Origin of the sequence: Lactobacillus kimbladii (assembly GCF_014323605.1) — a bacterium.
Lineage (GTDB): Bacteria > Bacillota > Bacilli > Lactobacillales > Lactobacillaceae > Lactobacillus > Lactobacillus kimbladii_B.
Genome location: NZ_SCMB01000004.1, coordinates 153,824 through 175,473 on the forward strand (window position 1 = coordinate 153,824; position 21,650 = coordinate 175,473).

Below are 21,650 nucleotides of genomic sequence, written 5' to 3' on the forward strand. Positions count from 1 at the left end.
GAAAATAATGGATTTACCAAAATTACAAGTGGCTTTAGACAGTGATAATACTGCACAAGCCATAGAAGTTTTACGTAAAGTAGAAGACGTAATTGATGTTGTTGAAGCGGGGACCATTCTGGTTTATAAAGATGGCTTAAGTGCGGTTAGGAACCTGCGTGCAATGGCTCCAGATAAAATCTTGCTGGCTGATATTAAATGTGCTGATGCTGGTACAAAGTGTGGTCAATCATGCAAAGATGCCGGTGCTGACTGGATGACATGCATTAACGCAGCTACTGTTCCTACTATGAGCAATGCTCAAAAGGAAATTGAAGTTCAAGTAGAACTTTATGAAGGCTGGGATAATAAAGAAAGAATGCAGGAATGGCTTGATCACGGTATTCATCAGGTAGTTTACCATCAAAGTCGTGACGCCAAGTTTGCTGGCCAAAAATGGTCGGAGCAGGATGTTGAAAATGTCAAAAATCTGATCAATATGGGCTTTAAGGTTTCCGTTACCGGTGGCGTTCATCCCGAAATTTTAAAGCTGTTTAAGGGAGTTCCGGTTTATACCTTTATTGCTGGTCGTGCAATTAGAGAAGCAGATGACCCACACGCTGTTGCCAAACAGTTTAAAGACGAAATCAACAGAATTTGGGGTTAATTAAATACTAAAAAAGGGATAAGTGAACGAACGTTCATTTTCCCTTTTTTAATAAATATGAGGAGAGAATAATGACAGTTAATGCTTTAGGAATCTATGAAAAAGCTTTGCCCCAGAACTTGTCGTGGCGGGAAACTTTTGAATTAACACATGACTTGGGCTTTAATTTTTTAGAATTTTCAGTTGACGAAAGCGATGAACGTTTAGCACGCTTAGATTGGACACGAGAAAAGAGAAATGAAATCCGTAATCTAATGTGGGAGACAAATACCAGGATAAATAACTTAATGCTATCAGGTCACCGACGCTTCCCCCTAGGTTCAGCTGATCCGGCAATGCGCGAGAAATCCTTGATAATGATGCAAAAAGCAATTGATCTTTGTGTCGATTTGGGCATTCACAATATTCAAATGGCCGGCTACGATGTTTATTATGAAAAAAAGACTATGACTTCCAGAGAATATTACGTTGAAAATCTGATTAAATGCGTCCATATGGCAGCCAAGAAAAATATTATGCTGTCAATTGAAACGATGGATGATCCTTTTATTAATAACCTGCCTAAGATTGCCCATTATCATGATTTAGCTAAAAGCCCGTGGCTGCAGGCATATCCTGACTTAGGCAATTTGAGTGCATGGCCTGAAAACGATGTGCCGGCCCAACTTGAAAAATACATTGATACTGTCTGTGCCATTCATTTAAAAGACAGTAAAAAAGTTACCCCAACTTTTAAGGGTCAGTTTAAGAATGTGCCTTTTGGTCAGGGCTGCGTTGATTTTACTGGTTTGCTCCGTACTTTAGTCAGATTAGATTATAACGGCAGTTTTACTATTGAAATGTGGTCTGGAGATAATGGTGATGACAATGCACTTGATGAAGTAAAAAGTGCCAAGGCATTTTTTGATGATATTTTTAAACGGGTAGGCATTACTCAAGAAAAGGTAAATTAAAGGAGAATAAGATGCTGGAAAAATTGAAAGAAGAAGTCTATGAGGCTAACATGTCACTACCCAAGTTAAATTTGGTGACTTTTACTTGGGGCAATGTTTCAGGAATAGATAGAGAGCAGGGTTTATTTGTAATTAAGCCCTCTGGGGTCCCTTATGAGAAGCTGAAGCCAGAAGATCTAGTGGTTATTAATCTAAAAGGCGAGGTAGTTGAAGGAGACAAAAATCCGTCATCAGACACACCAACCCATACTTATTTGTATAATCATTTTCCTAAAATTGGTGGGATTGTGCACACCCATTCACCTTGGGCAGTTTCATTTGCGGCTGCCAAAATGGATATTCCGGCACTGAACACAACTCATGCAGATACCTTTTATACTGCTGTGCCCGCTGCTGATGCCTTGACTAAGGCAGAAATAGAGGAAGATTATGAAGGCAATACTGGGAAGACAATTGTGCGTACTTTTAAAGAACGTAATCTTGATTACGAAGCTACACCAGCAGCTTTAGTCAGTCAGCATGGCCCGTTTGCTTGGGGTGTAACTCCTGCAAAAGCTGTTTATAATGCCAAGGTGTTGGAAGTAGTGGCAGAAGAAGACTTTCACACTTTAGAGTTAACCCATCAGAATTCCGAATTACCGCAGTATTTGCTGGATAAACATTACTACCGTAAACATGGTCCGAATGCTTATTACGGTCAACGGTAAAATAAAAACTGATTTATTAAAAAAACTGATAAGTCTTTGTTTGAAGATGCAGGCTGAATTTTTATTCAAGTGGCATAATTTTAACAAGGTTTATCAGTTTTTAATTTGAAATTGTTAAGCTGCTAATATTTAGTTTCTTTAATGTCGTCTTCTGGCCGGTGTTCTTGTATCCGAATTACCTGCCAGGCAAAATCACTTTCAGGCACATCCTTTAAGTTGATGCTCAATTCATTATCAGCAGAAGTGAAATCGAGCTCAGTCCTGTGCTCAATCATTTCGATGCGATTAGGCTTATTAGCTAAACCTTGGACTTTAATTGCTTCTGGCAGAGGTGCTTTGACAAAAAGATACTTTTGGTAGTGCACGTGTCTGTTTTGTAATACAAAAGCATTATTTTGAGCAGCCTTGAGGGTGCATGGCTCGCCTTCATTAAAAGCGTGACCAAAAAGATGCATCCAGTTGTTGATTTGCTTAAGCATAGTTTCGGTTTCAGAGGACAGCTTGCCATTATCGGTAACTGGAATATTAATTATCGTCTTTTGCCCATCTTTACGATTTGCTACAAGCTTTGCAACTGCATCTGCTGGGACTAAATCACAACTTTCTTTAATAGTTTCTGCATCGACCAAAGCAATAGTGTATTTTGCACAAGCTTTTTTAAAAGCGGTTTGCTGGGCGTCAACGCTGACAGCACGGGCACCTATATTGCGAGCAGTTTGAACTAAAAAATCAGCGTCTACATCTTTTGCGCTTTTTAGTTTAAAATTTAATACGATGGCAAAATCAGGACTCATTGATTTCTCTCCTTCAGTAGATATTATTAATAAGTTTAACCCAAAAGGTGGTAAAGATGAAAATTATTATTTCACCAGCAATGAAAATGACAGTTGATAATGATTCTTTTTCTGCAAAAACGTCTCCACAATTTTTAGCTCAAGCTCAAGAATTAGCCGCTTTTTTAAAGAAATGCAGTTTTAATGAATTACAAAAAATCTGGCAATCTAGTGAGCGTACAACTAAAGAAGGTCAAGGGCAGATTAAAACTCTAAACTTGAGTCAAAAAGATGGTTTAACTCCTGCCATTATTTCCTATTCTGGCATTCAATATCAATATATGGCTCCCGACCTGTTTACTAAGCCCGCTTTATCTTACTTGCAAGAAAATGTCCGGATATTATCAGGTTTGTACGGTGTTTTGCGGCCTTTTGATGGAGTGTGGCCTTACAGACTGGAAATGAAAAATAAAGTAGAGGGTTTTAAGCAACCAAATTTATACCGATTTTGGGGCGCGACAATTGCAGACAATCTTTTTCATGAAGATCAGATACTCATTAATTTGGCTTCTAAAGAATACTCGCGCAATGTCATCCCATACGTTAAGAATGGCAGGCAGATGATTTCTGTTGACTTTCAAGAAAAGAAAAACGGTCAGTGGAAAACAGTTGGAGTACATGCCAAGATGGCTCGCGGAGAGATGGTGCGCTATATTGCTGAAAACCAATTAACTGCACCGGAGCAGCTGCAGGACTTTCATGATTTTGGTTTTAGGTTTGAGTCAGAAGTTAGTACTAATGACACTTATGTTTTCAGGACAGAGTTCGATTTCAAACGGCGCTAAAAAATTAGTAACAAAATTTAAGATATAGAAATGTGAGGCTATTATGGAAATTGTTTTTATTCGTCACGGTCAGACAGATTTAAATAAAACCGGTCGTATTCAAGGTTCCGTTTTTGATCATGATTTAGATGAATCTGGACGCGCAAGTGCTGTAAGAGTTGCTGCCAATTTCGATCCTTCAGGATTTGATGTGGTTTTTTCAAGCCCTTTAAAGAGGTCTTTGACAACCGCTGAAATTTTTACTAAGGGAAAAAAGAGATAAAAATTGATCAGAGGTTAACGGAAATTAATTTTGGCGAATGGGACGGTCATTTTCTTTCAGAGCTGGTGCAAAAATATCCTGATGCCATAGATCCTTGGGGGAAAGCTGCGGCTGAATATATAAAGTATGCCCCTAGTGGCGAATCTTTTGCGGCACTGGACCAAAGGTGCGGCAGTTTTCTAGATGATATGAAAAAGAATTATTTGACTAAAAAAGTGCTCGTATTTTGTCATGGTACTTTAATCAGAATGATGTTTGCCCACTATTTTACGCATGGTGATATGAATTATTTTGATACTATGGATAATTGCGCTTTAGCAAAAGTTTCCTATCGTAATGGTATTCCTCGGGCAAATTATTATAACCGTATATTAACTTTCGCATAACGTACTAAGTCTCATTCAAGAGGCTTTTTTTGTGAAAGCAATTATGCGAGCTTTATAATTGACGACTAAAAATAAATAAACTATTATTTTTATAAAGTGACACAATGTCACTTGAAGAAAAAAGGGATGATTAGGGCAATGGCTAAGTCAACTTTTATTAACTTGCCTGCTGGCAAAAAGAAGAAAATTGAAAGTGCGTTATTAAAAGAATTCAGCAACTATCCTTTGGCCAAAGCGCAAGTAGCACGGATAGTGAGAGAAACGGGCATCGCACGCGGAGCTTTTTACAAATATTTTGCTGATTTAGAAGATGCATATTATTATATGTACAAGTTGGCTCTAAAAAGTATTCATTTACCAATAAAAATAAAGTCGCAGTTTGATTCACAACAATATTATGATAATGTTGTTCATTTTATTGAAAAAATGAAGACAAGTACATATGCGGGATTAATAAAGATGCATATTTTGTATAACGAAAGTTCCCTTGGTCATCCTGTTTCACCCAAAATTTTGGCTGAATTAGATCCGCAGAACTGGAGTGCAATGGTGCTGAGTCATGCCACCATTCGCTTGGTATTAGCAAATCCAGTTCAAAAATCAGCACTTATGACTCGCTTTAAGGCGAGCTTGGAACTGTTAAACAAAGGAAAGAACTAATGTTTTTAGCAATTAAAGAAATAAAAAGAGAGAAACTACGTTATGGCTTAATAATTTTAATGATTTTTTTGATTAGTTATCTCATATTTGTCTTATCTGCGCTGGCAACTGGCTTGGCCAGTGAAAATACGCAAGCACTTGAATCTTGGGATGCTCAAAAAGTAGTCTTAAATAAGAATGCTAACGTAAGCATGAGTCAGTCATTTTTAACCAAAAGCGATTTAAAAAGGGCCTCATTATCTAAAGATGAAGCATTGCTAGGTCAAATTCCAGTAGTAGTTAAGAAAGCCGGACGCCCCCAGATTTCGGCACAATTTATTGGGGTTAAAAAGAAACAATTTATCTATCATGATCAGGAACTTATTGCGGGTAGAAGAGCGAAAAAGAATTATGAGGTGGCTGTTGACCAAGCCTTTAAAACTAAAGGTTACAAAATAGGTGACAAAATGGCACTAAACGGCTCAAGTAGAAAGTACAAAATTGTTGGCTTTGTTAAGAATGCGAAAATTAATATTGCTCCAATTATTTACGGGACATTGGGGTCTTGGAAAAAACTGCGGCAAGGGATGCCAACTTTAGAGGCTTCAGCTATAATTTCCCGCAATAATCACTACAAATATAATTATAAAAATAGCAAGACATATCCTATTGACCAATTTATTAAAAAACTTCCAGGATATACAGCGCAAAATATGACGTTTGAATTAATGATTGGCTTTTTATACATTATTTCATTAATTATAATCGCAGTTTTCCTGTACATTTTAACAATGCAAAAAATGCATAATTATGCAGTCATGCGTGCTCAGGGAATTTCTAGCAGCACTTTAGTAAAAGCGACCGTTAGCCAGGCAATTATATTAGTCCTTGCTGGATTAATTATTGCTTTGGCAGCAATGTTTGTGACAGTCAAAGTTTTACCTGCCGCGGTTCCTGTCAGCTTCACGCCAGAAATTATACTGACAGGTACAGTAGGTTTGCTGTTAACGGCAATTATTGGCAGTTTAATTCCAATCAGATCAATTTTAAAGGTAGATCCAGCGCAGGCAATAGGTGAATAATATGGCAATTATCGAATTAAAAAATGTTCAAAAAGTTTATGGTACTGGAGCTGCACAAGTTGTTGCTCTAAAAAATATTAATTTTGAAGCCAATTTAGGAGAAGTAGTCTTAATCATGGGGCCTTCAGGGGCAGGTAAAAGCACCTTTTTAACAATAGCTGGATCTTTGCAAAAACCAACTACAGGAGAAGTCATTGTCAATGGTCAGAATATTGCGCGTATTTCCGCAAGAGCAAGTGATCATTTACGACTAACGCAGCTGGGTTTTGTGTTGCAGGCATATAATTTAGTACCATTTTTAAAGATTAGAGAGCAGTTTGAACTGGTTAATAAGGTAAAGAAAGCAGGCAATATTAATCAAGAAAAATTGCAGGAATTATTAAAACAGCTTGGTATCAATTCTTTACTTAATAAATATCCGAATGAATTATCAGGCGGTCAGCAGCAACGGGCAGCAATTGCTCGTGCTCTTTACGCTAATCCTCAAATTTTGCTGGCTGATGAGCCTACTGCTTCACTTGACAGTGAAAATGTTTCAGAAGTAGGAAAGTTGTTAAAAAAACTGGCGAAAAATTATAATAAGGCAGTTTTGTTGGTAACGCATGATCCAAGATTAAAGCAATACGCAGACCATATTTATGAAATGATGGATGGAGAAATAAAGCAAAAGATTTAGTTATTAAATTTCGTAAATAAAAATAACACTATAAAAAATAACTGCAAAAATTATTTTGATTAAAAGCGAGAAATCAATTAATCTTTTAAGCTGGTAGTAATTTTATTATTTGTAATAATTTTAGTTTAATATTAATAATGTTATTAATTAAAATTATTTTTAAAAAGTTTAAATTTTACAGAAAATCCTTAATTCTTTTGTGTTAGAAAAAAGTACTTTGCCCTTGACAAAGTACTTTTAAATTTACTATTCTTATTAGTGAAAAGATGATGTTATTTTTTATAGTAAGATTACAAATGTAATTAAAAGTAGAATTATTAAATTGTTTTTTAACTGCTTGAGTAAATTACTAGGAAATAATGATTTCTTTGCTAAAATAACAAAAAGGTATTTTTGAGTATATGCTTCAGTTTGGTATAATTTTTATTTTATTTATTATCGGTACGAGTATACTATATAACTGAGTAAAGCTATTCATGTAGAGGTAAAGCAATGAATGATATCCCCGAAGATAAATCGATTAAGTTATCAACCGATTACCAAAACCATAGTATTAATATGACTTTCTCAGACAATTTAACAGACGATTCTGAGCGAGGCTATATTCTTTCCGCTGCTTTCTTTTCCTATTGTGCTGCGCAAGGCTTAAGCAAAGAAGAAGTGAATGGCATGGTTTCGACTTATTATGATGAGTTTTTAAATTATGGAGATTAATTGACTCATTTCAAATATTTGTCTAAATGAAGTTTTGATAGTAGTAATACTGTCTCTAGAAAACTGGTTTATAAATAGTACGTTTAAAGTTAATCAAGGAAAAACCAAAATGGCTAGAAAAAAAGAAATAGGAAAAAATAAGATATTAAGTATTGCCTACAAAATGGTTGTTAAAGATGGTATTGGGAGTTTAACTGCTCGCAATATTGCTAAGGCTGGTCATTTTTCTACTCAACCGTTGTATCTTGAGTTTAATAGTATGGAAGATTTACGCAAAGAGGTTTTGCGTAAAATTGCGGACAACTTAAAGAATAATATTTTACAAAAAAGTTACACTGGTAAGCCATTGATTGATATGGATTTATCGTATATTGATTTTGCTAAGGAAGAAGAAAATCTTTTCAGGGCGATGTTTGTTGACGGTAAATTTGGTAGTAAAATTATAGCCGATACATTAATTAATTTTGGTATTGAAAAATTTAAGGAGCAATATCCAGATAGTAATTATTCCGAAGATAAAATTAGAAGTGTTGTCATTGCTAACTGGATTACTACCAGTGGTATTGCTTCATTATTAGTTAATAAAATTGCAACATTTTCGCAAACACAAATTATAAATGTTTTAACAGCACAGATTAACGATGCAATCTTAAATGACTGGCTAAGCAAGACAAATAATGTTTCATTATTTGATACTAATGAAGGCAAGAACAAAAAATAAACCTTAATGCATTATTAGTAAAGGATTTATTGGTTCGAAGCGGGTATTAAATTATTAAAACCATCTGAAAGCAGAAACATGTTAAAAAGGTACGGATATGCTATAATTAGTACAGAAATTAGTTTCCTGAAAGGTGGTTTTTATGAAAATCCTTGCATTATCTGGCTCAAATGCCAATAATTCATTTAATGAGGCATTGCTTAAATTTATTTCTAAGCATTTTGCCGACAAGTATGATTTTAAGTTTGCAACTGTTAAAGGGTTGCCAATGTTTAAAGAAGGTGAAGATGCTCCTGAAGCAATCCAAACCTTAACTAAAGAAATTGAAGACGCTGATTTGGTTTTAATCGGCTCTCCTGAGCAACAACACTCTGTTACTAGTGCTTTGAGTAGCGCACTTGAGTGGTTATCCTGTGTAACTCACCCATTTAAGGGCAAGCCGGTTGCTATTGTTTCAACTTCACCAATGCCACAAGGTGGTTCTCGTTCACAAAGTCGTTTGAAGAGTTTGTTGACTGCACCGGGTTTTGGCGCTAAAGTCTTTAACGGTGATGAATTTATGATGGGTGTTGCACCAACACAGTTTGATGATAATGGTGACTTGAAAGATGAGTCAACCGTTAAATTCTTAGGTCAATTTTTCGATGAAGTTGATAGTTGGTACGCACAAGTAACTAAGTAGGAGGGCCGAGAATGAAAATATTAGCAATTGTTGGTACAAATGCATCTTTTTCATATAATCGCTTTTTAGCACAATTTATTGCCAAGCGTTATAGTGATAAAGCAGATATTGAAGTAAAAGAAGTCGATAAATTGACTCCTTTCTGCAGAACAGAAATGGCTGATGACACTATTAAGGCCTGGATTGAAGACGTTAAGAGTGCTGATGGCATAGTAATCACTACCCCTGAATATGATCATACTATTCCTGCTGCTTTAAAGAGCAGTCTTGAATGGTTGGGTTCACATGCAGGTCCTAATGTGATGAAGATGAAGCCAGTTGCTGTTGCTGGTGCATCATACGGTTCACAAGGTACTGGTCGTGCTCAAGAAGATATGCGTGAAATTTTGCTTTCACCTGATATGAGTGCAAATGTTTTGCCAGGCAACGAAGTTTTGATTGGTCAAGCTCCAGATAAGTTTAACAAAGAAACTGGTGAGTTGACCGATGAAGCAACCATTAAGCAGTTAGATGGCATGATGGATAACTTCTTTAAGTTTGTTGAGCAAGCACATAAATAAAGTTTTGCCAGTTTAACTGGCAGAGAGTAAAATAACCGGATAGGAGCATCCTGTCCGGTTATTTTTGATGTGAAAGGAAGTTGGCATGACTGAACCTGTCGTTTTACCTGTAAAATCTGTGCGTAATCCCCGAGACCTAGGTGGCTATATTGGCTTTGGTGGTCACAAAATTAAAAGCCATCGCTTATTGCGTACGGGCAACATAAGTAAAATAATTCCAAAAGATGAAAAATTTTTGCTTGATTATGGTCTGACTAGAATTATCGATTTGCGTTCTCCAGCTGAGTGCAAGGCTAGTCCCGACCAAAAAATACCAGGTGTTGACCATTACGAATTTCCATTGTCAGTCGATGACAATACTGGTGGCAACGGACTAGATATGAGTATAGATTTTGAGCATTATCGCCATGATCAATATGCTGGCTTCTATACTATGTGTCAGAGATATCATGACCATGTCAGCAATAAATTTTCTCAGAATAGTATTCGTCAAATCATTAATTTGATTGCTGCTACGACAGAGGGTTCTGTTTTATACCATTGTTCGGAAGGTAAAGACAGAACAGGATTAGTAACTGTAATATTGCTTTACATTTTAGGAGTAGATTTAGAGACGATTCGACAGGATTATCTTTATTCGAATTTGATGCTCAACGATTACCGCAAGGTTCGTGATGAACAATTTAAAAAAGCCGGAGAAAATGATAAGTTTCGTGCTAACATGCGTATTTTAGGTTCAGTAGCAAATGCGTATATTGATACGAGCTTGATTACAATCAATGAAAACTATGGCGATATTGATTCTTATATTGATAAACAATTAGGAATTGATGAACAGATGCAGGAAAAAATAAGAGAAAACTATTTGGAGAAGTAGGGATAAAATCAATGATAAAAAATTTAGCTTTAGAACAACAAGTGGGACAACATCATGCTTTAGGCACATCAATAACTTTACAAATCTTTGGAGCACTGGATAAAAGCGTCATTAATGATTCTTTTACTTTGATTGATCATTATGAAGATCTGTTAACAGTTAATCGTGATGAATCTGAAGTTATGGATGTAAACCATGCGGCTGGTAAACATCCCGTGCAAGTTTCCAGTGGTACCTATGATTTGATCAAATTGGCAGTAGAAGAGAGCCGAAAAAATTTTGGCTTTAATGCTTTAATTGGTCCAGTCGTTAAACTATGGGCGATTGGTTTTAAGGATGCCCATGTTCCAACTGATGATCAGATTAAAGAAAGGATGAAACTGATTGACCCGTTTAGCGTTGACTTAAATGATGTTAATCAAACCGTCTTTTTGAAAAAGTCAGGAATGGAATTAGATCTTGGCGGTATTGCTAAAGGTTGGATTGCTGATCGCATTAAGGATTACTGGATGGCTTATGGCGTTCATGCTGGAATTATTAATCTTGGCGGCAACATTCTACTTGTCGGTGATTCTCCTAAAAGGGCTAGTGGTCAGTGGTCAGTGGGAGTGCAGGATCCTAAAGAGCCTCGTGGCAATAATATAGCGTCGGTAATGGTGCCACAATGTTCAGCCGTTACCAGTGGTACTTATGAACGGTACCTGGAAGTTGACGGACATAAATATCACCATTTAATTGACCCTCGGACTGGCTATCCGGTTGAAACAAATTTAGCTGGAGTTACTACTTTTACTAAGTATTCAGTTGAAGCAGAAATTGAATGCAAGAGGCTGTTTTTTGCAGGTAAGCCGGTAGCTGGTTGGCATGATAATCCTGATCGCATCGGAGCTGTTTTTGTTTATAACGATGAGCACGTTGAGTATGACGATTTTCAAAAATAATAAATTAAAAAGTGCCTCGGAAGGCACTTTTTTGTTACAGTAAGTTTTTGTCTTAAAAGGGAAATGAAAAAGGCGTCATTTTTATTTTTTTAAAATAAAAACGGAGTTCGAATTTTAATTATTTTAAGCAGCTGTTCGACTAATGCTAAAAATGCTGTTAAACAGACCATTGGATAAACCTGGCGTACTGTAAATAATGAAACGGATAAATGATGAATCAAGAGTTTGCTGGATAAACCACGGATTTTGTAAAGCATTTAGCATAGACAAAATAATATAAACAAAAAAATAACTGGCAAAAAAAGACGCAACAGCACCTAATACGCTATCTAGTAAATTGCCAAAATTAGTTGCATGAGGATTTTTATTTGGCACCCATCCTTTAAAAATCTTAACCACCATTTTGCCGATAAAGACAATAATGAAAAAAGCTAAAAAACGGAAAAGCATCAGATTGGTTCCGGGAGTTAATGTTGTTTGAATATTTTGTCCCGTGATCTGACTATAAAGCCAATTGCCGACAGGATTTTGAAAAAGGATTGCTGCAATGAAGACAATAGCAGAAAATACCAAATTGATTATTAGTCTGGTAAAGCCTGTTTGAAATCCTTTATAAGTTTTTAGTGTCAAATAAGCCAGAACAATTAAAGTAACAATCATATTAATCTCCTTTGACGATATTATAGCTTAATTTATGCGTTTAGACTTTGACGATAGTCAAAAAATATTCCATAATTAAAGGGATGCATTGACTTTACAATAAGCCATTTTTAGCGTTAAATTTAAAGGGTGTGAAACAAGGTTTCACGGGTGAAAAATGAATCCTGAACAGTTTGTCCAAGAATTATCAAAACGTAATTTTAAATTAAATGAAAATCAAATCAACCAATTTAACCAATACTTTACCAGTCTGATTGAGACTAATAAAAAAGTTAATCTAACACGAATAACAGAAAAAGATGATGTTTACTTAAAACATTTTTTTGACAGTATTACTCCTCTTTTTACGTTTGGCGAAATATTTACGAAATCTCAGACTTTGTGTGATGTCGGTGCAGGAGCAGGCTTTCCTTCAATTCCTTTAAAAATTATGGTGCCTGAATTACGAGTAACAATAGTTGATTCTCTTGGCAAAAGACTGAACTTTTTGCAGGAATTAGTCACTCAGCTAGACTTGAAGAATGTTGCTTTGGTTCATGGGCGTGCAGAAGATGTTGGACAAAATAAGCAGTATCGTGAGCAGTTTGATATTGTAACTGCCCGTGCTGTTGCCAATATGGCTGTGTTGAGTGAATATTGTTTGCCACTAGTTAAGAAAAATGGCAATTTTATCGCTCTTAAAGGACCAAAAGCCGAAGATGAATTAAATTCCAGTCAAAAAGCCTTAAAAACTTTAGGTGGCAAGACAACTGCTGTAAAAGAATTGCAATTGCCTCATAGCAGTGAAGACCGCACGCTGATTTTGGTGAAAAAAGTGCAGGCCACACCTAAAAAGTACCCGCGGCAGGCGGGCACACCACACCGTAAACCAATTCAATAAACAGGGGGACTCAAAATGTCATTATTTTCTTCTTTGCGTCATCATGAAGAAATACCTAAAAATAAACAAGTTCAAGATATTGAACTAAGTAAAATTAAACCTAATTCATATCAGCCACGGCATGAGTTTTCTGAAGAATCAATTCGTGAATTAGCAACGACTTTAGATAAAGATGGCTTGCTTCAGCCTATTATTGTGCGTGAAAAGGGCGATGAATATGAAATTGTTGCTGGTGAACGCAGATTGCGGGCCGCAAAACATCTAGCTTGGGAAAAAATTCCGGCTATCGTAAACAATATGGATGATAGTCAAGCTGCTTCATTAGCTTTAATAGAAAACCTGCAAAGAGAAGATTTAAATCCGATTGATGAAGCACAAGCCTATAATAACCTCATGAAGTTAAATAATTTAACTCAAACAACTTTGGCTCAAAATATTGGCAAGTCGCAATCTTATGTGGCTAATAAGTTGCGCCTTTTAAAGTTAACGCCTAAGGTGCAGAGCTATTTAGCCAGTGGAGAAATTTCTCCTCGTCATGGACGCTGTCTAGTCGGACTTAGTGAAAAAGATCAAAGCCGCGTTCTCGATGAAATTTTGGCTCATAACCTTAATGTGAGCGACACCGAAAAAATAGTTAAAAATGTAGAACAATATTTTGCCGGTAAAAATGCTATGGATAAAGAAAAAGAGCAGGCTGAAAGAACAAGACGAGCAGCCAATCGAATTCCCAAAGACCTAAAAGTGCAGATTAATACGATTAAAAAGGCAATAAAGCTTGCACAGCAGTCAGGTATTAAGGTTAAGTTTAAGGAAAATAACGATCCTGATGATTATATGATTACTATAGAATTAAAAAGAAAGTAGGAAGGCATGGAAAATATGGTGAGTGTAATTTCGGTTGCTAACCAAAAAGGTGGCGTTGGCAAGACGACCACAACTATTAATTTAGCGGCTTCGATTGCGGAACGCGGATATCAAGTCTTAATTGTGGACATTGATCCGCAAGGTAATGCAACCTCTGGCTTGGGAATAGAAAAATCCGAGATTGATCAAGATATTTATAGTGTTTTGATTAATGATGTTCCGCTTAAAGATACGATTTTCCGTACCTCGACTAATCGCTTGGATTTAGTTCCGGCAACTATTAATTTATCAGGTGCTGAAACAGAATTGATTAGTATGATGGCACGTGAAACTCGCTTAAAATCTGCTTTAGATTCGATTAGTGGCAATTATGATTTTATCTTTATTGATTGTCCACCTTCTTTAGGGCAATTGTCGATAAATGCATTTACAGCATCGGATTCAATTTTAATTCCGGTTCAAAGTGAGTATTATGCAATGGAAGGTCTGAGTCAGTTGCTTAATACGATTCGTTTAGTACAAAAACACTTTAACAAAGACCTTGGAGTTGAGGGAGTTTTACTGACAATGCTGGATGCCCGGACTAATCTGGGCGCTGAAGTTGTTAAAGAAGTACGTTCCTATTTTTCTGATAAAGTTTATAAAACTATTATCCCGAGAATTACCAAACTAGCGGAGGCACCTAGTTATGGGGAAGCAATTACTGAATATGCGCCAAATTCTCGTGGTGCCGAAGTTTATGATGATTTAGCTAAGGAGGTGTTGAAGAATCATGGCAAGAAACTCAAGAAGTAAAGATACAAAAAAACATGGTGGCCTGGGTCGCGGAATTGAAGCCTTGTTTGAAGACGAGCCACAGATTGAAGACAATGAGGAAGAAATTCAGGATTTAAACTTAGGCGATATCAGACCTAACCCATATCAGCCACGCAAAAATTTTGATGATAAGTCTCTTAAAGAGCTGGCTGATTCAATTAAAGAAAACGGGGTTTTTCAACCGATAATCGTCCGTCAGTCAGTTAAGGGCTATGAAATTATCGCTGGTGAACGTCGCTTTCGTGCCTCAAAACTAGCCAAAAAGACTACAATACCTGCCATTGTGCGTGACTTTAGTGAAAGCCAAATGATGGAAGTTGCGGTTCTGGAAAACTTGCAGCGTGAGGATTTAACACCGCTTGAAGAAGCCCAGGCATATGAAATGCTGCAAAAAAACTTAGGCTTAACTCAAGAAGAAGTTTCAAAAAGAATGGGCAAATCCCGTCCTTATATTGCAAATTACTTGCGTTTGCTTACTTTACCAAGCAAAACAAAGCATTTGCTTCAGCATGGTGATCTTTCAATGGGTCAGGCCAGAACGCTTTTAGGTTTAAAAAACAAAGACAAGATTGATGAAGTAGCAAAACAAGTGGTTAAAGAAGGAATGCCAGTGCGCAAAGTTGAGGCACTGGTCGCCAATCTTAATGCTAAAAAGCCACGCAAAAAGACAGTGCAGAAGTCACCTTTTATCCGAGCTACTGAACATCAGCTGGCTAATAAATTGGGTTCAACTGTCAATATTTCTGAAAGTAAAAAAGGCAGTGGTCATTTATCTATTGGCTTTTCTTCAACTGCTGAATTAAACAGAATACTTGATGTACTAGGAGTCGATCTTGATGAATAAAGAAATTTCCTATAGTTTAGCGGACACGGTACTGATAAAAAAGCCTCACGCCTGTAAAACTAATGACTGGGAAATTCTACGCTTAGGAGCAGATATCAGGTTAAAATGCATGGGCTGCGGCCACATCGTAATGATGCCGCGTTCAAAATTTACACATAACTTTAAAAAAGTTTTAACTAAGGCGAATGATCCGGTCAACACCAAAAATGAGCTTTATGTGCCTAAAAATGAAATAGCACAACCACACTTTAATCAAGATAATAACTAATTTTGTTTTAGAAAGAGGATAAAAAATGTCACTAACTGCTGGGATTGTTGGGCTGCCTAATGTTGGTAAGTCGACCTTGTTTAACGCAATTACTAAAGCGGGGGCAGAAATGGCCAACTATCCGTTTGCTACGATTGAACCGAATGTTGGTATGGTTGAGGTTCCAGACAAGAGACTTGCTAGAATTCAGGAATTGATTCCCGCTAAAAAAATAGTTCATACCACTTTTGAATTTACTGATATTGCCGGCTTGGTTAAGGGAGCTTCAAAAGGAGAAGGTTTGGGTAATAAATTCTTGGAAAATATTCGCCAAACTGACGCGATCATTCATGTTGTGCGTGCTTTTGAAGACGACAATATCACTTCAGTTACTGGTAAAGTAGATCCGGAAGAAGATATCAATACTATTAATCTGGAATTAGCAATCGCTGACTTAGATGCCGTTAATCGTCGGATTAGCAAGGTGAAAAAGATTGCTCAGCAAAATGACAAGGAAGCTAAAGCTGAATATAATGTTTTGCAAAAGATTAAACCGGTTTTGGAAGAGGGTAGCGCAGTTCGCTCAATCAAGTTCAATGAAGATGAACAAAAAATTGTTAAGGGCTTGTTCTTGCTAACTGATAAACCAGTTATTTATGTTGCTAATATTGCTGAAAATTCAATGGCCGATCCCGAAAAAGATCAATATTATCAAATTGTTAAAAAGCACGCTGAAAGTGAAAATGCTGAATGTCTAGGAATTTCTGCAGCTACTGAAGAAGAGATTGCTGGTTTGGATGATGATGAAAAAGCCGAGTTTTTAGAAGCTGAAGGGGTAACTGAGTCGGGTCTTGACCGTTTAATCCGGGCAGCCTACCATATTTTGGGACTAAGAACTTTCTTTACAGCTGGTGGTCCTGAGACTCGTGCCTGGACTTTCCATAAGGGGATGAAAGCACCACAAGTGGCTGGAGTTATTCACTCTGATTTTGAACGCGGATTTATTCGCGCGGAAGTAGTTTCATACACGGATTTAGACAAATATGAAACCATGCAGAAAGTTAAAGAAGCTGGTAGGTTGCGTCTTGAAGGGAAAGATTATGAAGTTCAAGATGGCGACATTATTGAATTTAGATTTAACGTTTAGGAAATAATAATGGCAGAAAAGAAAACTGAAGCACAAGCTAAAATAGATACTAACAAGCAGGAAAAACTAAAGGAAAAAGTAATCAATCAAAATATAGATGATGAGGTCAAACAAATGCAGCCTGCCGAGTTGCGTAAACAACTTAGCAATAAAAATTCTGACTATGTTTTTCGCTTGCAAAAAGAACTTGAAACACAAGGCAAGATGAGTCATGAAGAGGCTCAAAAAAGAGTAGATGCGCTCTTGAATGATTTAATAATTGCACAGCGTCATGGTCAACCTGCCAGTACATATTACGGCATGTCACCTAAATTAAAAGCTGCTGACATGTTAAAACCCAAAAAGAAGAAAGCTTCAGATATTCCGTTTTGGCAATATGCCGCGGATAATGCCCTGTTTTATGTAGCTTTGCTATTTGGTCTTTTTGGCTTAATTGGTTTATTCCAAAAGAACAACAAATATAATTCAGAGATGGGTGCCTTAACTTTGTTGATTGTTGGTGCTGCACTGGGCGTTTTTATGACGAAGTATAATGAATGGGTCTTACCTAATGGCAGTAAAAATCGCAAGATCCCCTGGTCAAAATTAATTTGGGGTTTTATTTCAATGATGGCATTGCTCTTTATCTGCTTTGGCGTTTTATCTCTGAGAGCATTACAAATTATAAATCCTGTTTTGCCTGGAATATATAATTTAATAATTGCTGCAGTGGTATATGGTATTCGCTGGCTTTTCCGTCGTCATTATCAAATTATCGGCTCTGCTTTTTCACCAGCTGATAGGAGCAAATAGGTGCTTTTTGTCAAGAAAAGGGCTATACTTAGATAACTATATGTTTTAAAGGATAAATAGATTTATCATGAATCTATTTATCCTTTTTAAACTGAATACACGTTTAAAAATAACGCATTAATAAATTAGAAAGAGGTATTTAATGATTAACACGCTGAGTAAGTCAATCAGGCAGTATAAAAAACTGTCTTTGCTGTCACCACTCTTTGTCACTGGTGAAGTTATCATTGAAATGTTAATACCATATTTGGTTGGTATTTTAATTGATAATGGCATTATGAAAGGGAACATGCCCTACATTACTAAAAGCGGTATTGTTTTATTGGTGTTTACGGTTCTTTCACTTGTTTTAGGTGCTGGTGCCAGTTATGCCTCTGCTCATGCTGCAGCTGGGTTTGCAGCCAATTTGCGTAAAGACATGTTTTATCATGTGCAAGATTATTCTTTTGAAAATATTGACAATTTTTCTAGTGCCAGTTTGGTGACGAGAATGACGACTGACGTTAATAACGTTCAGATGTCTTATCAAATATTAATTAGAATTGCTGTCAGAGCGCCAATGATGTTATTGGTGTCAATAATCATGTCTGTTATTGTCAGTCCCCAATTATCACTGGTATTTGTAGTGATTGCACCAGTTTTTGTCATTCTGCTCGGTATCATTATTAAAAGTGCCAGCAAGTATTTTCCTAAGATTTTTAGGGGCTATGACCGCATGAACCAAGTAGTGCGGGAAAACATTCGCGGCATTCGTGAAGTTAAAACCTATGTTCAAGAAGAAGCACAAACAGTTAAATTTAAAAAATCTGCCGGCTTTATCTACAGACTATTTGCAACTGCACAAAAAATCATGTCGCTGAACTCACTTGTTGTTATGGCAGTGTTAAATATTTCTAACTTGGCTATTTGCTGGTTTGGAGCCAAAGAAATTGTTGGTGGCAGTTTACAAACCGGTCAGCTTATCTCAATGTTTTCATATTCAAACTCTGTCTTAGGCAGTTTGAATATGTTGGCAATGATCTTTACACAGCTGGTTGTCTCTGCTGCTAGTGGTCACAGAATTGCTGACGTTATCAATGAAAAGCCATCAATTGAAAATCCACGCAAACCTTTAAAGCATGTAAACAATGGTGAAGTAATTTTTGATCACGTTAATTTTAAATATGATCCAGATGATAAGAACCTGGCTTTAAACAATATCAATCTAACCATTAAACCGGGTGAGACAATTGGTATTATTGGGAAAACCGGGTCATCTAAATCAACCTTAGTATCCATGATTCCACGGCTTTATGATACAGACTCAGGAGCCGTTCGGGTATCTGGACACAATGTAAAATCATATGATTTAAAAACACTGCGCGACAACGTGGCAATGGTTTTGCAAAATAATGTTCTGTTTTCAGGAACCATTAAGGAGAACCTGAAATGGGGTAACGAAAATGCCACTGATGAAGAAATTGTTGCTGCTGCCAAAATTGCTCATGCAGATGATTTTATTCGTGAAATGCCTGACCAATATGAAACTATGGTTGAACAAGGGGGGACTAACGTTTCCGGTGGCCAAAAGCAAAGAATTACAATTGCACGGGCATTGCTGAAGAGGCCTAAGATTTTAATTTTGGATGATTCTACTTCAGCGGTTGATACACAAACTGAGCGTCAAATCCGCGAAGCACTGGTAGAAAATATGCCGGATACCACTAAAATAATTATTTCGCAGAGAATCGTATCCATTAAGGATGCAGACAGAATAATTGTCATGGATGATGGTAAAATTCAAGATATTGGTACACATGAAGAGTTAATGAAACGCAATGATCTGTACAGCTCGATTGCCAAGTTTCAAGAAGAACAAAAGAAGTAGGTGATTAATTTGAATAAAGCAGTGGAAAAACAAAATAGCCAAATCTCTGGTAAACGTTCTGCAATACTGTGGCGTCTGCTTAAATTAGTTGCTAGTACCAGTCCTTGGATGCTTATCAGTTCTACGGTTGCCATAATTCTCACGGCTGCTGCGAATGTTTTAGGATCCTTGTTTATCGAGCGCTTGATAAATACTTACATTATTCCGCTAACTAAAGAGGCCAGACCAGACTTCGGTCCACTTTTGCACGCAATTGCAGTAATGTTTGGCTGTTACGCTATTGGATTCATTTCTAATTATCTTTTTGCAATGTTAATGGCAGTTTTAGCTCAAAAAGTCCAATTCAGAGTGCGGATGGAAATGTTTGAGCACATGGAAAAATTGCCAATTTCTTATTTCGATGAGAATGATTATGGCGACATCATGAGCTGTTATACAAACGACATTGATACGTTGCAACAAATGATTTCACAATCGATTCCACAGTTTATGAACTCAACTTTAAACCTTATTTTCGTTTTAGGTGCGATGTTGGTTTTAAGCTGGCAGCTAACTATTTTTACTTTAATAGTCTTTGCTCTTTCTATTATCGTTGTACGCTTTTTAACGATACGTTCAGCTCATTACTTTAAGCTGCAGCAAAAAGAATTAGGACAAGTTAACGGTTATAATGAAGAAATGCTTAATGGCCTTAAGGTAATTAAAGTCTTTAGCCATGAGCCTGAAGTTGAGCAAGATTTTAATGCTTATAACGATTCATTGCAGGTAGCATCTGGCAAGGCTCATACTTATGCCACGATTTTATTCCCAATTATGGGTAACTTGGGCAACTTGCTTTATGTGTTAATTGCAGTTTTAGGTGGTGCGGTGGCCATCAATCATATTGCACCTATTTCATTAGGTGTTATTGGTGCCTTTCTGCAGTTATCAAAACAGTTTGCAATGCCGATAGCTCAGATTTCGCAACAGTTAAATTCTATCGTAATGGCATTAGCCGGTGCGGAAAGAATTTTTAAATTAGAAGATCAGATAGTTGAAGTTGATGATGGTGATGTAACCATCACTAAAGACGAAGATGTAAAGGGTGCATGGCACTGGAATGTACCGCAAAAAGATGGGTCAGTGAAGAAAGTTACTGTCAATGGTCATATTGTTTTTGATCATGTTAACTTTGGTTATTCGCCAAATAAACAAATTTTGTATGATATTTCGATTGATGCCAAACCTGGTATGAAAGTAGCGCTGGTTGGTGAAACTGGAGCGGGCAAAACCACTATTTCTAATATGATTAATCGTTTCTACGAAATTAATTCTGGTACTATAACTTATGACGGTATTCCGATTAATAGAATTAAAAAAGATGATTTAAGGCGGTCGTTATCAATAGTATTGCAGGACACACACATGTTTACCGGTACAGTTATGGATAATATCCGTTTTGGTAATGCTGAAGCAAGTGATGATGATGTGTACCAAGCAGCTCACTTATCGCATGCCGATGAATTCATTCATCATTTGGATGAAGGCTATAAAACTATTATTGATGGTAATGGCGGAGACCTGTCTCAGGGTCAAATGCAGCTGCTCAGTATTGCGCGGGCGATGATTGCGGATGAGCCAGTCATGATTTTAGATGAGGCAACTTCCAGCATTGATACGCAAACTGAAAAGCTAGTGCAGGCTGGTATGGATAATCTGCTTGCAGGACGTACAAGTTTTGTTATTGCCCATCGTCTTTCAACAATTGTTAACTCGGACTTGATTTTAGTACTTGATCATGGTCATATTATTGAAGCTGGCAACCATGAGCAGCTTCTAAAGCAAAAGGGTTACTACTACGAGTTATATACTGGTAAAAAAGAAATACAGTAATTTTGATAAAATTTTCTCAGCATTATGGTGCTGGGAATTTTTTTACTTCAAAAGACCTGCAAGCAATAATTGCTTGCAGAACTCAGGTTTGTGTTATGGTAAGGTTTAAGAAATTAGCTAGGTCTAAAGCTATTAGCATAGTGCTTTATGTAATTTAGGATAATTAAAAAATTGGCCTAGACAAAAGGAATTAAACG

24 protein-coding genes and 1 pseudogene are annotated in these 21,650 nt (G+C 36.7%); 23 read left to right on the forward strand and 2 right to left on the reverse strand.

Going from position 1 to position 21,650, the window contains the following annotated elements; genetic code table 11:
• The first annotated feature begins 7 nt into the window (after positions 1–7).
• The 3 genes from ERK18_RS07200 to ERK18_RS07210 all read left to right on the forward strand — a co-directional run bounded on the left by ERK18_RS07200 (position 8) and on the right by ERK18_RS07210 (position 2,306).
• The gene (locus tag ERK18_RS07200) at positions 8–646 is read left to right on the forward strand and encodes a 3-keto-L-gulonate-6-phosphate decarboxylase UlaD (protein WP_046331541.1); all 639 of its coding nucleotides are present in this window, start codon (positions 8–10) and stop codon (positions 644–646) included.
• A gap of 71 nt (positions 647–717) precedes the next feature.
• A complete protein-coding gene (locus ERK18_RS07205; RefSeq protein WP_187154885.1) occupies positions 718–1,599 on the forward strand; it encodes an L-ribulose-5-phosphate 3-epimerase in 882 nt (293 codons plus the stop codon).
• An 11-nt stretch (positions 1,600–1,610) separates the two neighbouring features.
• Positions 1,611–2,306 carry an L-ribulose-5-phosphate 4-epimerase gene (locus ERK18_RS07210; RefSeq protein WP_187154886.1) on the forward strand — a complete coding sequence of 232 codons (696 nt, stop codon included), beginning with the start codon at positions 1,611–1,613 and terminating at the stop codon, positions 2,304–2,306.
• Between the two features lie 122 nt (positions 2,307–2,428).
• On the opposite strand, the gene ERK18_RS07215 is transcribed toward ERK18_RS07210, so the two are convergent.
• Positions 2,429–3,100, reverse strand: a complete 672-nt coding sequence (locus ERK18_RS07215; protein WP_187154887.1) for a hypothetical protein — start codon at positions 3,098–3,100, stop codon at positions 2,429–2,431.
• 56 nt (positions 3,101–3,156) lie between these two features.
• Here ERK18_RS07215 and yaaA point away from each other — a divergent pair, with 56 nt between their 5' ends.
• The 11 genes and pseudogenes from yaaA (at position 3,157) to ERK18_RS07270 (ending at position 11,464) form a co-directional block, all read left to right on the forward strand.
• Positions 3,157–3,924, forward strand: a complete 768-nt coding sequence (gene yaaA, locus ERK18_RS07220) for a peroxide stress protein YaaA (RefSeq protein ID WP_187154888.1) — start codon at positions 3,157–3,159, stop codon at positions 3,922–3,924.
• Between the two features lie 43 nt (positions 3,925–3,967).
• Positions 3,968–4,572 (forward strand): annotated as a pseudogene (locus ERK18_RS07225) (histidine phosphatase family protein).
• A gap of 138 nt (positions 4,573–4,710) precedes the next feature.
• Positions 4,711–5,232, forward strand: a complete 522-nt coding sequence (locus ERK18_RS07230; RefSeq protein WP_187154889.1) for a TetR/AcrR family transcriptional regulator — start codon at positions 4,711–4,713, stop codon at positions 5,230–5,232.
• On the forward strand, positions 5,232–6,293 hold the full coding sequence (locus ERK18_RS07235) for an ABC transporter permease (protein WP_187154890.1): 1,062 nt from the start codon (positions 5,232–5,234) through the stop codon (positions 6,291–6,293). The genes ERK18_RS07230 and ERK18_RS07235 overlap by 1 nt, the downstream gene beginning before the upstream one ends.
• 1 nt (position 6,294) lies before the next feature.
• On the forward strand, positions 6,295–6,969 hold the full coding sequence (locus tag ERK18_RS07240) for an ABC transporter ATP-binding protein (protein WP_187154891.1): 675 nt from the start codon (positions 6,295–6,297) through the stop codon (positions 6,967–6,969).
• 492 nt (positions 6,970–7,461) lie between these two features.
• Entirely contained in the window at positions 7,462–7,683 is a 222-nt protein-coding gene (locus tag ERK18_RS07245) for a hypothetical protein (protein WP_187154892.1), read from the forward strand.
• Positions 7,684–7,792: 109 nt separating this feature from the next.
• A complete protein-coding gene (locus ERK18_RS07250; protein WP_187154893.1) occupies positions 7,793–8,404 on the forward strand; it encodes a TetR/AcrR family transcriptional regulator in 612 nt (203 codons plus the stop codon).
• Positions 8,405–8,546: 142 nt separating this feature from the next.
• Entirely contained in the window at positions 8,547–9,086 is a 540-nt protein-coding gene (locus tag ERK18_RS07255; protein ID WP_187154894.1) for an NADPH-dependent FMN reductase, read from the forward strand.
• A gap of 11 nt (positions 9,087–9,097) precedes the next feature.
• Positions 9,098–9,646: an NADPH-dependent FMN reductase gene (locus ERK18_RS07260; RefSeq protein ID WP_034978918.1), complete on the forward strand. Its 549-nt coding sequence runs from the start codon at positions 9,098–9,100 to the stop codon at positions 9,644–9,646.
• Between the two features lie 85 nt (positions 9,647–9,731).
• The gene (locus ERK18_RS07265; RefSeq protein ID WP_187154895.1) at positions 9,732–10,523 is read left to right on the forward strand and encodes a tyrosine-protein phosphatase; all 792 of its coding nucleotides are present in this window, start codon (positions 9,732–9,734) and stop codon (positions 10,521–10,523) included.
• A gap of 11 nt (positions 10,524–10,534) precedes the next feature.
• Complete coding sequence (locus tag ERK18_RS07270) at positions 10,535–11,464, forward strand: FAD:protein FMN transferase (RefSeq protein WP_187154896.1); 930 nt, start codon at positions 10,535–10,537, stop codon at positions 11,462–11,464.
• Between the two features lie 123 nt (positions 11,465–11,587).
• Here the strand turns inward: ERK18_RS07270 and ERK18_RS07275 are convergent, their stop codons facing one another.
• Entirely contained in the window at positions 11,588–12,124 is a 537-nt protein-coding gene (locus ERK18_RS07275) for a CvpA family protein (RefSeq protein WP_187154897.1), read from the reverse strand.
• Positions 12,125–12,281: 157 nt separating this feature from the next.
• Here ERK18_RS07275 and rsmG point away from each other — a divergent pair, with 157 nt between their 5' ends.
• The 9 genes from rsmG to ERK18_RS07320 all read left to right on the forward strand — a co-directional run bounded on the left by rsmG (position 12,282) and on the right by ERK18_RS07320 (position 21,453).
• Entirely contained in the window at positions 12,282–13,004 is a 723-nt protein-coding gene (gene rsmG, locus ERK18_RS07280) for a 16S rRNA (guanine(527)-N(7))-methyltransferase RsmG (RefSeq protein WP_187154898.1), read from the forward strand.
• Positions 13,005–13,019: 15 nt separating this feature from the next.
• On the forward strand, positions 13,020–13,868 hold the full coding sequence (noc, locus tag ERK18_RS07285; protein WP_187154899.1) for a nucleoid occlusion protein: 849 nt from the start codon (positions 13,020–13,022) through the stop codon (positions 13,866–13,868).
• Between the two features lie 15 nt (positions 13,869–13,883).
• Positions 13,884–14,663 carry a ParA family protein gene (locus tag ERK18_RS07290; protein ID WP_187154900.1) on the forward strand — a complete coding sequence of 260 codons (780 nt, stop codon included), beginning with the start codon at positions 13,884–13,886 and terminating at the stop codon, positions 14,661–14,663.
• A complete protein-coding gene (locus tag ERK18_RS07295; protein WP_034978907.1) occupies positions 14,641–15,528 on the forward strand; it encodes a ParB/RepB/Spo0J family partition protein in 888 nt (295 codons plus the stop codon). The genes ERK18_RS07290 and ERK18_RS07295 overlap by 23 nt, the downstream gene beginning before the upstream one ends.
• Positions 15,521–15,796: a DUF951 domain-containing protein gene (locus ERK18_RS07300; protein WP_187154901.1), complete on the forward strand. Its 276-nt coding sequence runs from the start codon at positions 15,521–15,523 to the stop codon at positions 15,794–15,796. The genes ERK18_RS07295 and ERK18_RS07300 overlap by 8 nt, the downstream gene beginning before the upstream one ends.
• A 25-nt stretch (positions 15,797–15,821) precedes the next feature.
• Complete coding sequence (gene ychF / locus ERK18_RS07305; RefSeq protein ID WP_187154902.1) at positions 15,822–16,922, forward strand: redox-regulated ATPase YchF; 1,101 nt, start codon at positions 15,822–15,824, stop codon at positions 16,920–16,922.
• A 9-nt stretch (positions 16,923–16,931) separates the two neighbouring features.
• Entirely contained in the window at positions 16,932–17,714 is a 783-nt protein-coding gene (locus tag ERK18_RS07310; RefSeq protein WP_187154903.1) for a DUF1129 family protein, read from the forward strand.
• A gap of 142 nt (positions 17,715–17,856) precedes the next feature.
• A complete protein-coding gene (locus ERK18_RS07315) occupies positions 17,857–19,581 on the forward strand; it encodes an ABC transporter ATP-binding protein (RefSeq protein ID WP_045927482.1) in 1,725 nt (574 codons plus the stop codon).
• The gene (locus tag ERK18_RS07320; RefSeq protein WP_390885862.1) at positions 19,582–21,453 is read left to right on the forward strand and encodes an ABC transporter ATP-binding protein; all 1,872 of its coding nucleotides are present in this window, start codon (positions 19,582–19,584) and stop codon (positions 21,451–21,453) included.
• The last annotated feature ends 197 nt before the right edge of the window (positions 21,454–21,650 follow it).

What these genes read in the sequence shown, in the direction of transcription:
- ERK18_RS07200 (WP_046331541.1), top strand. Translation starts at nt 8, where the DNA reads ATGGATTTACCAAAATTACAAGTGGCTTTAGACAGTGATAATACTGCA.
- ERK18_RS07205 (WP_187154885.1), top strand. Translation starts at nt 718, where the DNA reads ATGACAGTTAATGCTTTAGGAATCTATGAAAAAGCTTTGCCCCAGAAC.
- ERK18_RS07210 (WP_187154886.1), top strand. Translation starts at nt 1,611, where the DNA reads ATGCTGGAAAAATTGAAAGAAGAAGTCTATGAGGCTAACATGTCACTA.
- ERK18_RS07215 (WP_187154887.1), bottom strand. Translation starts at nt 3,100, where the DNA reads ATGAGTCCTGATTTTGCCATCGTATTAAATTTTAAACTAAAAAGCGCA.
- yaaA (WP_187154888.1), top strand. Translation starts at nt 3,157, where the DNA reads ATGAAAATTATTATTTCACCAGCAATGAAAATGACAGTTGATAATGAT.
- ERK18_RS07230 (WP_187154889.1), top strand. Translation starts at nt 4,711, where the DNA reads ATGGCTAAGTCAACTTTTATTAACTTGCCTGCTGGCAAAAAGAAGAAA.
- ERK18_RS07235 (WP_187154890.1), top strand. Translation starts at nt 5,232, where the DNA reads ATGTTTTTAGCAATTAAAGAAATAAAAAGAGAGAAACTACGTTATGGC.
- ERK18_RS07240 (WP_187154891.1), top strand. Translation starts at nt 6,295, where the DNA reads ATGGCAATTATCGAATTAAAAAATGTTCAAAAAGTTTATGGTACTGGA.
- ERK18_RS07245 (WP_187154892.1), top strand. Translation starts at nt 7,462, where the DNA reads ATGAATGATATCCCCGAAGATAAATCGATTAAGTTATCAACCGATTAC.
- ERK18_RS07250 (WP_187154893.1), top strand. Translation starts at nt 7,793, where the DNA reads ATGGCTAGAAAAAAAGAAATAGGAAAAAATAAGATATTAAGTATTGCC.
- ERK18_RS07255 (WP_187154894.1), top strand. Translation starts at nt 8,547, where the DNA reads ATGAAAATCCTTGCATTATCTGGCTCAAATGCCAATAATTCATTTAAT.
- ERK18_RS07260 (WP_034978918.1), top strand. Translation starts at nt 9,098, where the DNA reads ATGAAAATATTAGCAATTGTTGGTACAAATGCATCTTTTTCATATAAT.
- ERK18_RS07265 (WP_187154895.1), top strand. Translation starts at nt 9,732, where the DNA reads ATGACTGAACCTGTCGTTTTACCTGTAAAATCTGTGCGTAATCCCCGA.
- ERK18_RS07270 (WP_187154896.1), top strand. Translation starts at nt 10,535, where the DNA reads ATGATAAAAAATTTAGCTTTAGAACAACAAGTGGGACAACATCATGCT.
- ERK18_RS07275 (WP_187154897.1), bottom strand. Translation starts at nt 12,124, where the DNA reads ATGATTGTTACTTTAATTGTTCTGGCTTATTTGACACTAAAAACTTAT.
- rsmG (WP_187154898.1), top strand. Translation starts at nt 12,282, where the DNA reads ATGAATCCTGAACAGTTTGTCCAAGAATTATCAAAACGTAATTTTAAA.
- noc (WP_187154899.1), top strand. Translation starts at nt 13,020, where the DNA reads ATGTCATTATTTTCTTCTTTGCGTCATCATGAAGAAATACCTAAAAAT.
- ERK18_RS07290 (WP_187154900.1), top strand. Translation starts at nt 13,884, where the DNA reads ATGGTGAGTGTAATTTCGGTTGCTAACCAAAAAGGTGGCGTTGGCAAG.
- ERK18_RS07295 (WP_034978907.1), top strand. Translation starts at nt 14,641, where the DNA reads ATGGCAAGAAACTCAAGAAGTAAAGATACAAAAAAACATGGTGGCCTG.
- ERK18_RS07300 (WP_187154901.1), top strand. Translation starts at nt 15,521, where the DNA reads ATGAATAAAGAAATTTCCTATAGTTTAGCGGACACGGTACTGATAAAA.
- ychF (WP_187154902.1), top strand. Translation starts at nt 15,822, where the DNA reads ATGTCACTAACTGCTGGGATTGTTGGGCTGCCTAATGTTGGTAAGTCG.
- ERK18_RS07310 (WP_187154903.1), top strand. Translation starts at nt 16,932, where the DNA reads ATGGCAGAAAAGAAAACTGAAGCACAAGCTAAAATAGATACTAACAAG.
- ERK18_RS07315 (WP_045927482.1), top strand. Translation starts at nt 17,857, where the DNA reads ATGATTAACACGCTGAGTAAGTCAATCAGGCAGTATAAAAAACTGTCT.